Here is a 13,305-nt window from a genome sequence, read left to right as displayed (position 1 = left end):
CGGTGGCGGCATCCATGCCGCCACACGGTCCCGCCCCCGGACGCAACACCACGCTCCCAATATTGCCGCCTCTGATCGGCAAGCAATGCTTTTAAGTTCGCGTGGAACGCCAGATGTCGTGCGCAAGATTGATCGGTAAGCGGAGCTGGTCGGCAGCGCGGTGCCGCATCCGGTGTCGGGACACGCCGTGAATCCGTCCCTGGAGGCTCGGTGGCGGCATCCATGCCGCCACACGGTCCCGCCCCCGGACGCGACACCACGCTTCCACCATTGCTATCGCTGATCGGCAAGCAATGCTTCAAGCACGTGTTGATGCCTGCAGACTTCCCAGCCGATGTAATCGGCAAGCCATCTATCTGCTCACGTCGCCAGGATGGACGCTCCGAAGGACCTCCAGCTCAACATGCCCTCTGCATTTCTTTCCGCAACCGATAGCAATTGGTGGTGCTTGCGCGGGTGCCGGTGTGGGACCTTGAGCGGCATGGATGCCGCGCCAGAGCCTACATGGACGTACTTGCGGCGTGTCCCACGCCGGTACACGTGCAAGCGCCCGCAGCAGACCGAAGCATTCGCACAAAACCGGCAGATCTCGTGTGCGAGGTTGTTCTGTGTCGGTACGAGTGCACGCGCCTGCAGCAGCCCGACGCACTTGCAAGAAAGCTGGAACACCAAACATCAGCACCAAACACCAAAACGGCCAGCAGATCACTCTGCCGGCCGTCAGGTTTGCATTGTCCAGCGAATGAGCGGTGCTACGCCACCGCAGCCGTCTTGCCCGCGACCACGCCGCGCTCGCGCTGACGCAACAGGCGGTTGGCCACATCCAGCCAGGCCAGTGCGCTGGCTTCGATGATGTCCTTGCTGGTGCCGGTGCCTTCGTATTCCACGCCGTCGTGGCGCACGCTCAGGCTGGCTTCGCCACGTGCGTCCGCGCCGATGCCCACGCTGTGCACCTGGTAGCTGTCCAGCTCCAGCTTCACACCGGTGGCCGAGGCCAACGCGCCGAATAGCGCGTCCACCGGACCATTGCCCTGCGCGGTTTCGGCCACGCGGTTGCCTTCCGGATCGGACAATTCCACCAGCGCATTGGCACGGCTGCCGACATCGCTGATGGTCATCGACGCCAGCCGGTACCCTTCCTGCACGGTGGCGTCCTGCATCAATGCCTGCAGGTCCGCGTCGGTGACCACGCGCTGCTTTTCGCACAGTGCCTTGAACTGCTCGAAGACCAGTTTGACCTCTTCTTCCTCCAGCAGATATCCCAGGGCACGCAGGCGCTGCTCCACTGCCGCGCGGCCGCTGTGGCGGCCCAGCACCATCTGCGAGGACTCCCAGCCCACGTCTTCCGGACGCATGATTTCGTAGGTGCCGCGATGGCGCAGCATGCCGTGCTGGTGGATGCCCGACTCGTGCGCGAACGCATTGCCGCCCACCACCGCCTTGTTGCGCTGCACCGGCATGCCGACCAGGCGTTGCAGCAACTGCGAGGTGGAGACGATGCGTGGGGTGTTGATGTCGGTATCGATGTTGTAGAACGCACCGCGCACCTTCAGTGCCATGGTGATTTCTTCCAGCGCACAATTGCCGGCGCGCTCGCCGATGCCGTTGATGGTGCATTCGACCTGGCGTGCGCCGCCTTCGATCGCCGCCAGCGAATTGGCCACCGCCAGACCCAGATCGTTGTGGCAGTGCGCACTGAAGATGACGCTGTCGGCACCTTCCACGCTGGCGATCAGGCGCGAGAACATGCCGCGGATTTCTTCCGGCGTGGTAAAGCCCACGGTGTCCGGCAGATTGATCGTGGTGGCACCAGCGGCGATCGCCACGCGCGCGACCTCGGCCAGGAAATCCTCCTCGGTGCGCGTGGCGTCCTCGGCGGAGAACTCGACATCGTCGATATAGCCGCGCGCCAGCGTCACATGCCTGTGCACCGATTCCAGCACCTGCTCGCGGCTCATGCGCAGCTTGTGCTCGCGATGCAGTGGGCTGGTGGACAGGAAGACATGCAGGCGCGGATTGGCGGCCGCTTCCAGTGCACGTGCGGAAGTTTCGATATCGGCCTGCAGGCAGCGCGACAGCACCGCCAGCGTGGGGCGACGCAACTCGCGGCCGATCATCGCCACCGCCTCGCGGTCGGAATGCGAACTGGCCGGGAAACCGGTTTCGATGATGTCCACGCCGAGCTCGTCCAGCGCGCGCGCCATCACCAGCTTTTGCTGGGGCGTCATGCTGCAACCGGGGGATTGCTCGCCGTCGCGCAGGGTGGTGTCGAAAATTCGGATACGCGGGGTCTGGTTGGATACGGTCGTGTTCACCAGGATGACTCCTCTACGGCGATGGCGGTGACAGGCGTTGAAGCGACTGCGGATGGGCGGGAAAGGACGGGTGTTTCGGGAAGTGACTTGGCGCTGCGTTCGTTGCGCAGCCGCTCGGTATTGCGACGACGCGGCTTGCGTGGCGGCCGCGGCCGCACCTCGGACAAGAGTGTGGCCAGAACAGTTGCGTCGATATTACCGCCAGAGACCACCGCGCACTTGCGTTTGCCTGAAACGCGACGACCGGCAGCCAGTGCCAGCGCGCCAGCGCCTTCGGCGATGACGTGTTCCTCCAGCGCCAGGCGCACCAGGGTCTCGCGCAATTCGGCCTCGCGCACGATCACCACATCGTCAAGCAGGCTCGAGCACAGGCGGCGGGTCAGAAAGCCGGGAATCTTGACCTTCACGCCATCGGCCAGCGTGGGGACCGGAGTGATTTCGCGGAAGTCGCCGCGCACGGCACGGGCCATCGAATCGACGCCCTCCACCTGCGCGCCGACGATGCGCACGCCTTGTGATTTGAGCGCCAGCGCCACCCCGGAGGCCAGCCCGCCGCCGCCAATCGGCACGATCACCACGTCAGGGGCATGCGCAGCCAGTTCGATGCCGACCGTGCCTTGCCCTGCGATCACGTCCGGGTCGTCGAAGGCGGACAGAAAGCGATAGCCGTTCTGCTCGGCCAGCTCACGCGCGAACGCAAACGCTTCGTCGTAGCTGTTGCCATGCTGGCGGACGGTGGCGCCCCAGTGGGCGACGCCGGCGATCTTGGTCTGCGGCGCGCCGTAGGGCATCACCGTGATGGCCTGCACGCCCAACCGATATGCCGACCACGCCACACCCTGCGCATGGTTGCCGGCCGAGGCGCAGATCACCGGGCGCTCGTCGCCGCGTTCCAGGCCCGCCAGCAACGCGTTCAATGCGCCGCGCACCTTGTAGGAGCCGGTGCGCTGCAGGTTTTCCAGCTTCAACCACACACCGAAGCGCTCGGCGTAATGCAGCGGTGTGGGCGACAGGTACTTGCGCAGACGTGCCTGTGCGGCCAGCACGTCGGCCACGCTGACGGCCACGTCGCCTACGTCGGGCTCCTGCGGGGAGGGGCGGCCGGAATCAGGCATTGCGGCACGCGCACGGCCGATCCGGAAGAAGACACCTCCGGATGGCGATTTGCTGGTCGCGCGAGGTCTGGGCGTTCATGCCGCAACCTCGACGGAGTCCAGCGCGGTGATCACCACCGACTCGCAGTCGTACACTTTTTCCAGCTGCAGGCGCAGCGTCTCCGGCGGGCGCGTGCTGTCCACGTCCAGTTGCAGATGCCAGCGGCCGGCATCGTCCGGTGCGCAGGCGCCCTGGATGGCACAGGGGCGAAAGCCGCGTCGCTCGGTCATGCCGAGCACGCGCACCAGGGCGCCTTCGGCCGGCGTCAGCACCAGATCAAGCCGGTAACGCATGCGATGTCTCCTTGGCCGCGTGTGCGGGATTGCTGTCCAGCATGGTGCTGTTGGCGTTGTTGGGCGGCACCAGCGGCCACACGTTGGCGCGTGCGTCGATGGCCACGTGCAGCAGGCCGGGGCCGGGTTGTGCCAGCAGCTCGGCCAGCGCCGCGTCTACGTCGCCGCGCGCGATGATGCGCTTGGCGGGGATGCCGAAGACCTGCGCCAACGCCGCAAAATCCGGATTGTCGGACAGGTCGATTTCGCTGTAGCGCTCGGCAAAGAACAGTTCCTGCCACTGCCGCACCATGCCCAGCGAACTGTTGTCCAGCAGCACGATCTTCACCGGCAGCTTGCAGCGTGCAATCGTCACCAGTTCCTGCACGTTCATCATGAAGCTGCCGTCGCCGGACACCAGCACCACGGTGCGGTCGGGGCAGGCGAACTGCGCGCCCATCGCGGCCGGCAGGCCGAAGCCCATCGTGCCGAGCGCCCCGCTGGTGAGGTGGTTGCGCGGATCGTTGAAGCGGCAATGCTGGGCCACCCACATCTGATGCTGGCCCACGTCGCAGGCGATGATGGTGTCGGCCGGGGCCACTTCGCTCAGGCGCTTGAGCAACGCCGGCGCGTAGATATCGGTACCGGGCGCGTCGTAACGCGCGCCGAATTTCTCGCGGTTGGCAAAGCAGCGCGTGCGCCACGCCTGGCAATTGCCGCGTGCCGCGCTCAGCGCTTTCAGGCTGGCCGCCACATCGCCGGGCACGGCGATGTCGGCCGTGCGCAGCTTGGAAATTTCATAGGCGTCGGCATCCAGGTGGATGACGCGTGCGAAGGGTGCGAATTCGCTCAGCTTGCCGGTGGCGCGGTCGTCAAAGCGCGCGCCGACGACGACCAGCAGATCGCATTCCTGGATCGCCATGTTGGCCGCGCGCGTGCCATGCATGCCCAGCATGCCCAGATAGTCCGGATGCGCATGCGGCAACGCGCCCAGGCCGCGCAAGGTCAGCGCGGTGGGGATGCCGGTGGCTTCGACAAAGCGCCGGAACGCCTCCACCGCGCCGGCCAGCGCGATCCCGCCACCGCCGTACACCACCGGGCGTTCGGCGCTGGCGATGGCCGCCAGCGCTTCGGCCAATTTCGCATCTTCCGGGGCCGGAGGCGGCAGCACTGCCGCCGGCACATGATCGGGCAGATGCGATGCATCGGCAATCTGCACGTCCTTGGGCAGGTCGATCAGCACCGGCCCGGGACGCCCCTCGCGCGCGATGCGGAACGCTTCGCGCACCATGCCCGGAAGATCCTCCACGCGCCGCACCAGGAAGCTGTGCTTGACGATCGGCATGGTCATGCCGAACACATCCAGTTCCTGGAACGCATCGGTGCCCAGCAGCGGCGTGGCGACCTGGCCGGTCAGGCACACCATTGGGACCGAATCGAGCATCGCATCGGCGATGCCGGTGACCAGATTGGACGCGCCCGGGCCGGAGGTGGCCACGCACACGCCGACCCGGCCGCTGGCACGGGCGTAGCCGTTGGCGGCCAGGGCGGCGCCCTGTTCGTGACGGACCAGGATGTGCTTGAGCCTGGAATCCACCAGGGCGTCGTAGAACGGCATGATGGTGCCGCCCGGATAACCGAACAGCGTTTCCACGCCTTCGGCTTCCAGGGCCTGCGTCAGCCAGCGCGCGCCGTTGCGGGGCGTGCTGTGTGCGGAGGTGTTCATGCGTTGCGGACCTTCGGTGTTAGCGGTGGGGGTGCGGCGGCATTACGCCGCTTGTTGATTCGCGGGTGCGGCGGCGGCTTGTTGCTGCCCGTTGAGCCACACCATCTTGGCGCGCAGCTTCTTGCCCACTTCCTCGATCGGGTGCTCCAGATCGGCCTGCTTGAACTTGGTGTAGTTCGGCAGGCCGGCTTCGTATTCGGCCACCCAGTTCTTGGTGAAGGTGCCGTTCTGGATGTCGGTCAGCACGTCCTTCATGCGCGCCTTGGTGCTGGCGTCGATCACGCGCGGGCCGCTGACATAGTCGCCGTATTGCGCCGTTTCGGACACGAATTCCAGCATGCGGGTGATGCCGCCTTCGTAAAACAGGTCCACGATCAACTTCAGTTCGTGCAGCACTTCGTAATACGCGATCTCCGGCTGGTAGCCTGCTTCCACCAACACCTCAAAACCGGCCTGCACCAGCGACGAGGCGCCGCCGCACAGCACCGCCTGCTCGCCGAACAGATCGGTCTCGGTCTCTTCCTTGAAGGTGGTCTTGATGATGTTGGCACGCGCCCCGCCCAGGCCGCCGGCATAGGTCAGCGCGAACTGCTCGGCCTTGCCGCTGGTGTCCTGGTAGACCGCGTAGATGCAAGGCACGCCGCGACCGATTTCATACTCGCGACGTACCAGCGCGCCCGGGCCCTTCGGCGCGACCAGCACCACGTCCAGGTCGGCGCGCGGGGTGATCATGTCGAAATGCACGTTCAGGCCATGCGCGAACAGCAGGCAGGCGCCCTGTTTCATGTTCGGGGCGATGACTTCTTCGTAGAGCTTCTTCTGCACCATGTCCGGGGTCAGGATCGCGACAAGGTCGGCACTCTTCACCGCCTCGGCCGGCGCCACCACGGTGAAGCCGTCGGCCTGGGCCTTGGATTCGGTCGGCCCACCGGCACGCAGGCCGACGGTGACGTCGAAGCCGGAATCGCGCAGGTTCAGCGCATGCGCGCGGCCCTGGCTGCCGTAGCCGATGATCGCGATTTTCGGTTGGGTGTCGTTGCTCATGGAGTAGTCCTTGCGGGGTTTGGCAGTGGGAAAGAAATCAGCCGGCAGTGCAGACACTGGCCGGCCAGGCAAAATGGGGATGGACGATGGCACTGCGCATGCACGCGCAAGCACCAGCGCGCCGGTGGGCACGCGTGATGGGCATTGCGGCGATGGTAGTGATGTCGTTCATGTCATTCGAAACTTTTGGTGGTCCCTGAAACGCGAAACCCCGCGCCGTTGCCGGTGCGGGGTCTGATCGAAGCCTTGTGTGTCTGTTGCCTACACGAAGTCCCGTCCCGCACCGGTTGGCGAGGTAATAAGTACGAGCACGAGAAGCGACGCTGCCGACGCGCCGATGGGCGCGGACACTGGGGCGTTCGAGGTGGTGTGGCGGTGCGGCATGAGACCGAGATAACCATCGCTGCTGGTGGGGTGTCAACCCTTGCGCGTGAAACGGCCGCGTCAATGGGCGCTGTGTCGCGCAAAACCGCGTGGCAGCAGCATGGTTGCGGTTGAAACCGGATCGGTACGGGCCAGCGGCAGGCGCTACGCGTCACTAAATGCGCGGCATTTGTGCTGACAGGCAGTGCGTGCCGAACGATGTGGCCCGACCCGCTGGTATGGTTGACCACTCACATGTGGTGTTTCGGGGATCGTCTGTCATGCGTCGCGTACCTGTGTTGTTGGTGTCTGCCTTGGCGCTGCTTGCGCCACCTCTGAGTGCTGCCGACCGGATCACCGGGCAGCCGTTTGCCACCCGCTCGGAAGTCATCGCCCCACACGCAATGGCGGCGACCTCGCAGCCGTTGGCCACCCAGATCGCGCTGGATGTGATGAAGGGCGGCGGCTCGGCGGTGGATGCGGCGATCGCCGCCAATGCCGCGCTGGGGCTGATGGAGCCGACCGGCAACGGCGTGGGCGGGGATCTGTTCGCCATCGTCTGGGACCCCCGGACCAGCAAGCTCTACGGCTACAACGGCTCGGGCCGCTCGCCGAAGTCGCTGACCCTGGCCGAGTTCCAGCGCCGCGGGTTGAAGGACATTCCGCCGACCGGCCCGTTGCCGGTGTCGGTGCCGGGCGCGGTGGATGGCTGGTTCGCGTTGCATGAGCGCTTCGGGCGCAAGCCGATGGCGCAGAACCTGGCCCCGGCCATCCGTTATGCCCGCGAAGGCCATCCGGTGGCCGAAACCATCGCCTATTACTGGGACCGCTCGGTGCCGCGCCTGTCGCAATACCCCGGCTTCAAGGAGCAGTTCACCATCGACGGCCATGCCCCGCGCAAGGGCGAGCTGTGGAAGAACCCCAACCTGGCCAACACCTTGCAGCAGATCGCCGACGGCGGCCGCGATGCGTTCTACAAGGGCGATATCGCCCGCACCATCGGCGCCTATTTCAAGGCCAATGGCGGCTACCTGAGCTACGAGGATCTGGCCAGCCACACCGGCGAGTGGGTGGAGCCGGTGTCCACCAACTACCGTGGCGTTGATGTCTGGGAGTTGCCGCCCAACAGCCAGGGCATTGCCGCGCTGCAGATGCTCAACATCCTGGAGGGCTACGACTTCTCCAAGATCCCGTACGGCTCGGCCGAACACGTGCACCTGTTCACCGAAGCCAAGAAGCTGGCCTTCGCCGACCGCGCGCGTTTCTATGCCGACCCGGCGTTCCAGCCGGCACCGCTGGCCAGGCTGATCTCCAAGGACTACGCCGCGCAGCGTCGCGCGCTGATCTCCATGGACAAGGCGCTCAAGGAGGTGCAGCCGGGCACGCCCAAGCAGTTGGAAGAGGGCGACACGATCTACATGACCGTGGCCGATGCCGACGGCATGATGGTGTCGTTGATCCAGTCCAATTACCGCGGCATGGGCAGCGGCATGGCCCCGCCGGGGCTGGGCTTCATCCTGCAGGACCGTGGCGAGATGTTCGTGCTGAAGAAGGATCACCCCAACGGCTACGCGCCGGGCAAGCGGCCGTTCCAGACCATCATTCCCGCCTTCGTCACCAAGGACGGCAAGCCGTGGCTGAGCTTCGGGGTGATGGGCGGGGCGATGCAGCCGCAGGGCCACGTGCAGATCGTGATGAACCTGGTGGACTTCCACATGAATCTGCAGGAAGCCGGTGACGCGCCGCGCATCCAGCACGAAGGCTCCACCGAGCCGACCGGCCAGGCCACCGCGATGAGCGATGGCGGCGAGGTCAATCTGGAAACCGGCTTCTCCTACGACACCATTCGCGCGCTGATGCGCAAGGGCCACCGGGTGATCTTTGCCGATGGCCCGTATGGCGGATATCAGGCGATCGCGCGTGACCCGGCCAGCGGGGTGTATTACGGCGCCTCGGAAAGCCGCAAGGACGGCCAGGCCGCCGGTTACTGAGCAGGCGCCTGCGGATGCATGGCGCCGCTCAATTGCAGCTGCGGCGCGCCGCTAATGATGGTGATGGATTAGGAACGCCCATGAGCTCGATGCAACAGCCCGGTCCGCCGTCGCAAACGCAGGCGGCGCTGCTCCCCGATGCACCGGTCGCGCTGCTGCGGCTATCGGCCGAGGCCTGCGTGGTGGCCTGCAACCGCGCCGGCCTGGACGTCCTGGGCAAGACCGCCAGCGAGCTGCAGGGTGCGCCGGTGTCGGTGGTGTGGGGATTGAGTGCAGCCGATCTGGCCGGCGAAGACGGCGTATGGGCCGCCCCCGGCGACGACCCGGCCCGGCGCGTGCGCTATGTGCGCGACCGCGAGCACGGGGGCTGGATGCTGTCGCTGCCGCATGTGGAAACCGCGATCCTGCTGCGCGAAGCCACCCGCCTGGCCGAAGACAGCCGGCCGGTGCCCATCTCGCCGCTGCTGCAGCCATTGGTGGCGCGCCTGCAGGCCGAGCATGAAGACCGCACCGTACTCGAGCGCACCGCCCAGGCACTGGCTAGTTGCGAGCTGGAGCTGTTGCTGCCGCCCGGTCTGTCCGAGACCGACACGGGGCGCCGGCTGCAGGCCGGCTTCGGCAATCTGGCCGAAGCGATCCGCCAGGCAGTGGCGTTGTCGGTGCAGATCGCTGCCGAAGTGCCGCCGCTGGTGGCCGAAAACGACGAGATGGTGCGTCAGTCGCAGGCACAGACCGACGCGCTGGATGGCGCGCGCACCGCGGTGGAGCGCCTTGCATCGAGCCTGCAGGACGTCAACGCCGATCTGGCGCAGGTGATTGCGCTGGCCGCCAGCGCCGACGAAAGCGCACGCCAGGGCGTCGCTGCCGCACATGCGCTGGGCCAGGCCATGCACGAGGTGGAACGTCGCGCGGCGCGTGCAGGCGAGGTCATCGAAGTCATCGACTCGGTGGCGTTCCAGACCAATATCCTGTCGATCAACGCCAGCATCGAAGCGGCGCACGCCGGCGATGCCGGGCGCGGCTTTGCGGTGGTCGCCACCGAGATCCGCCGCCTGGCCGAACGGGCCGCAGCGGCAGCGCGCGACGTGCGCGCGATCCTGGCCGAAACCAGCGCCGCGGTGGGCGAGGGCGCGGCCTCGGCGCGCGGCACCGAAGCGGTGCTCGATGGCATCACCCGCGTGCTCGGCCAGGCCAGCAGCGCGATGACCACGGTGGCCGGGCGGATCCAGGCGCAGGACGGCGAGATTCGCGGCATCGAACGTGCCGTCGATGGCGTGGTGGCGCTAGGTCGCAGCAACCTGCAGCATGCCGCGCACGTGGCCGAACGCAGCGAGGCGCTGGAGCGCGGTACCGAAACGCTGCGCGACTGCGTGGGCCTGTTCCGTCTGCCGGCCGACCCGCTGGCAGTTCCCCGCCACGCGCGCGTCAAGGAACTCGCCGTGGCCGCCGCCGCTCGCATCGGCACCGCCCTGGCGCAGGCCATCGCACGCGGCCAGATCGACGAAGCGGCGCTGTTCGCCCGCACCTACACGCCGATTGCCGGCGTGGAGCCCGCCAAGTTCAGCACCGACTTCGATGCGCTTTGCGACGCGGTGTTGCCTGCCTTGCAGGAGCCGCTGCTGGATGCGCATCCCTGGATCGTGTTCGCCATCTGCGCCAATCCCGACGGCTATGTGCCCACGCACAACCTGCGCTTCACCCAGCCGCTGACCGGCGATCCCAAGCGCGATCTGGTCGGCAACCGCACCAAACGCAAGTTCACCGACCGTGTCGGCCGCAGCGTGGGCGCGCACACCGACCCGTACCGCCTGCAGGTCTACCGCCGCGACACCGGCCAGATCATGTTCGACCTGTCGGTGCCGATCTACGTCGGCCGCAGGCACTGGGGCGGTTTGCGGGTGGGCTATACGCTGGACTAGCGCGCCGCGTCATTGCGGCACGGCGGATACCGCACTGGACGTCGCCGTCGCAGTGTTGCCACCCAACTGCTCGGCAAGAAAACGTTCCAGGGTGCGATAGAACGTGATCTGGTTGGCCTCCTTGTAGAAACCGTGTCCCTCCTTGGGAACGGACAGCCATTGCGGCGCGTTGCCGCTGCGCGTCAATGCCGCGCGCAGGCTCTTGGCCTGTGCGAAGGGAGCTCGCTCGTCCTCTTCGCCGTGCACGAGCAGCACCGGCACCTTGATGCGATCAGCCAGCATCACCGGGGAGTGCGCCGCCAGTTCGGCCGTATCACGGCCAATGGCGCGCTCCAGATAATTCAGCCCGTAGTCGCTGCGATTGATGTCGCCCTTGCTGTACATCATCTGCAGGTCGTAGATGCCGGCCACGCCCACCGCGCAGCGGAACAACTCCGGCGCCTTGACCTGCACCATCATGGCGGCATACGCGCCGAAGCTGGCGCCATAGCTGCAGATGCGCGTCTGATCCGCGAGTCCCTGGCCCACTGCCCAGCGAACGCCGTCGACCAGATCGTCCTGGATACGCTCGCCCCATTGGCGATACCCGGCGCGCTCGAACCGGTTGCCACGCCCCAGGCCGCCGCGATAGTTGACCTGCAGCACGAGGTACCCGCGGCTGGCCAGGAACTGGGCGTCGGTATCGAAGGCCCAGCCATCGCCATCTGCATGCGGGCCACCGTGCGGCAGCAGGATCATCGGCAGCCGTTCACCGCGCGCGGCGGTGCCGGGGACGGTGAGCACGCCGTCCAGGATCAACCCGTCGCTGGCCTGAAACGTCACCATACGCCGCTCGTTCATCTGCGTCGCCGGCAATGCACTGCGTGCCTTGATGACAAGTTTCAGCGTGTTGCTCGGCCGGTCGAAGATGTACCAGGCACCTGCATCGCGGTCGCTATAGGCCCGTAGCAGCAGGCTGCTGCCGTCCTCTGTGAAATTGACGAAGTCCACGTACTGGCCGGCCAGGGTCTGGCTCAGGCTCCGGTGCAGTTGCGCTTCGGCAGTGTCCTGCTCGAAATAGCGCAGCGTCGGTCGCCCTGGTCCAAGTCGTGCAGCAAATGGCGTCTGCGGCGCCGGACCCCACTGCAGATCGTCCACGCTGTAGAACGGGTCCGACGCGAGCACGCTGCGCTGCTGGCCGTCGGGATCGCTGGCCACCAGGACTGCAGGGCCACCGGCCTCGCTATACCAGCCGTAGACGCGGCCCGGCTGTCGTGCAAATGCGATCGGTCGCCAGTTGGCCCGGACCTGGGACATCGGCGACCAGCCATTGCCCGATCGGCGGAACAGCAACGGGTTATCGTTGTCGTCGGTGCCGTACGCGTATTGCGCCACACCATCGTGGTCGAGCACGAAGCGCAGATCGGGGACGTCGACGTCTGCCATCAGGCGATGGGTAGTGGTGCTGGCGTCGACGTCGTAGAGCATCGAGTGGCGCGAGTCCAGCGACAGGCGTCGCATGTAGAAGTGCCCGTTGCGGCGACTCGGCAGGCCCTCGATATAGCCGAACCCGCGCTCCAGCCCCGCGTTGCGGGTGCTTTGCAGGTAGCCGTACACATAGCGCTGATTGCTGCCATCCAGATCGGTGGCGATGATCTCGCCCATCGGCATGGGCTCTTCCAGCGAGCCGAGTTTGCGCCCCTTGCCGATCACCAGCCGGCGGTCGCTGACCCAGGCAATGCGCACCGGCAATTCATAGCGCGGCAGGCGCAGCATCGTGGTGGACTGCATGCCGGCAATGCGGTAGACCACCAGCGCGTAGTTGCCATCGCCCAGATCCGCGCTGACCGCCAGATGCTTCCCATCGGGCGACATCGCCGGCGAGGAGATCGGGCCGGATTCGACGAAGGCCTCCACAGGCGGCGGGGACGCGGCCTGCGCAGTCCCTGAAAAAAACCCCATCAGCAGCATCGCTGCCCAGCCAAACCGGTGCATCCCTTGCATCTGCGTCGTCCATTCCCCTGTTTCACAGAAAGATAACGAACCGGCGATAGCTGTGGCAAGTGGATCAAAAAAAAGCCGCCGAAGATCGGCGGCAGGGAGAGAGAGCAGGTTTCTTGTTGTGGTGACCGCAGGCTAGCGGTGTGATGTGCCGTGGAAATGTCCGTGCATGGCACCACCGCGCTGCTGCGTGCCAGGCGGCCGGTGACGGGGCAGTCCTGGCACGTGGACAACGACTTCCCCAAAGTGGTCGTTGTGACAACCGGCGTGTCCAGGCAGCGGACCGGCGGCTCAAGGGTGCGATCAGAAGCGCTGGGCGTCTACTTGTGGCTGCAGCATCCCGGGATGGCCCAGGCCGAATCGAACGCGTTGGCAGACGCGCCGTTCGCGAATGCGCGTTGTGTTGCAGTGCGAGGCGTGCAGTGCGAGGAAGCTTTTGCAGTGCCGCTGCGCGTGTGCTGCCGACCTGCGCTGCCATACACGGACAGCTGTCGCTGCCGAAGGTGACAACGCAGCGTTGGTCATCGCCAGGCGAGCGCG

At 66.3% G+C, this 13,305-nt stretch carries 8 protein-coding genes; 2 read left to right on the top strand and 6 right to left on the bottom strand.

Annotation, left to right across the window (positions count from 1 at the left end; genetic code table 11):
* Positions 1-752: 752 nt before the first annotated feature.
* The 5 genes from EO139_RS07205 to ilvC all read right to left on the bottom strand — a co-directional run bounded on the left by EO139_RS07205 (position 753) and on the right by ilvC (position 6,512).
* Positions 753-2,315, bottom strand: a complete 1,563-nt coding sequence (locus tag EO139_RS07205; protein WP_104584028.1) for a 2-isopropylmalate synthase — start codon at positions 2,313-2,315, stop codon at positions 753-755.
* Complete coding sequence (locus EO139_RS07200) at positions 2,312-3,430, bottom strand: threonine dehydratase (RefSeq protein WP_104584029.1); 1,119 nt, start codon at positions 3,428-3,430, stop codon at positions 2,312-2,314. The genes EO139_RS07205 and EO139_RS07200 overlap by 4 nt, the downstream gene beginning before the upstream one ends.
* Before the next feature lie 75 nt (positions 3,431-3,505).
* A complete protein-coding gene (locus EO139_RS07195; RefSeq protein WP_104584030.1) occupies positions 3,506-3,763 on the bottom strand; it encodes an ACT domain-containing protein in 258 nt (85 codons plus the stop codon).
* Positions 3,747-5,468 (bottom strand): acetolactate synthase 2 catalytic subunit, encoded by a 1,722-nt coding sequence (ilvG, locus tag EO139_RS07190; RefSeq protein ID WP_104584031.1) that lies wholly within the window; start codon positions 5,466-5,468, stop codon positions 3,747-3,749. The genes EO139_RS07195 and ilvG overlap by 17 nt, the downstream gene beginning before the upstream one ends.
* A 42-nt stretch (positions 5,469-5,510) precedes the next feature.
* Positions 5,511-6,512: a ketol-acid reductoisomerase gene (gene ilvC / locus EO139_RS07185; protein ID WP_024940100.1), complete on the bottom strand. Its 1,002-nt coding sequence runs from the start codon at positions 6,510-6,512 to the stop codon at positions 5,511-5,513.
* A 644-nt stretch (positions 6,513-7,156) separates the two neighbouring features.
* Between ilvC and ggt the strand changes: the two genes are divergently transcribed.
* Together ggt and EO139_RS07175 are read left to right on the top strand one after the other, a co-directional pair.
* Positions 7,157-8,866 carry a gamma-glutamyltransferase gene (gene ggt / locus EO139_RS07180; protein WP_104584033.1) on the top strand — a complete coding sequence of 570 codons (1,710 nt, stop codon included), beginning with the start codon at positions 7,157-7,159 and terminating at the stop codon, positions 8,864-8,866.
* Positions 8,867-8,946: 80 nt separating this feature from the next.
* Positions 8,947-10,785 (top strand): methyl-accepting chemotaxis protein, encoded by a 1,839-nt coding sequence (locus EO139_RS07175; protein WP_164739761.1) that lies wholly within the window; start codon positions 8,947-8,949, stop codon positions 10,783-10,785.
* A gap of 9 nt (positions 10,786-10,794) precedes the next feature.
* Here EO139_RS07175 and EO139_RS07170 read toward each other — a convergent pair whose 3' ends face one another.
* On the bottom strand, positions 10,795-12,735 hold the full coding sequence (locus EO139_RS07170; RefSeq protein ID WP_241235926.1) for a prolyl oligopeptidase family serine peptidase: 1,941 nt from the start codon (positions 12,733-12,735) through the stop codon (positions 10,795-10,797).
* Between the last annotated feature and the right edge of the window lie 570 nt (positions 12,736-13,305).

It is taken from the genome of Xanthomonas sp. BRIP62411 (assembly GCF_003993525.1).
Taxonomy (GTDB): domain Bacteria; phylum Pseudomonadota; class Gammaproteobacteria; order Xanthomonadales; family Xanthomonadaceae; genus Xanthomonas; species Xanthomonas euroxanthea.
The sequence above is the reverse complement of the archived record's forward strand: the minus strand, read 5'-3'. Positions and strand labels throughout refer to the sequence as shown.

Coding starts and splice junctions, on each gene's coding strand:
- EO139_RS07200 (WP_104584029.1), bottom strand. CDS start 3,430: ATGCCTGATTCCGGCCGCCCCTCCCCGCAGGAGCCCGACGTAGGCGAC.
- EO139_RS07195 (WP_104584030.1), bottom strand. CDS start 3,763: ATGCGTTACCGGCTTGATCTGGTGCTGACGCCGGCCGAAGGCGCCCTG.
- ilvG (WP_104584031.1), bottom strand. CDS start 5,468: ATGAACACCTCCGCACACAGCACGCCCCGCAACGGCGCGCGCTGGCTG.
- ilvC (WP_024940100.1), bottom strand. CDS start 6,512: ATGAGCAACGACACCCAACCGAAAATCGCGATCATCGGCTACGGCAGC.
- ggt (WP_104584033.1), top strand. CDS start 7,157: ATGCGTCGCGTACCTGTGTTGTTGGTGTCTGCCTTGGCGCTGCTTGCG.
- EO139_RS07175 (WP_164739761.1), top strand. CDS start 8,947: ATGAGCTCGATGCAACAGCCCGGTCCGCCGTCGCAAACGCAGGCGGCG.
- EO139_RS07170 (WP_241235926.1), bottom strand. CDS start 12,735: ATGCTGCTGATGGGGTTTTTTTCAGGGACTGCGCAGGCCGCGTCCCCG.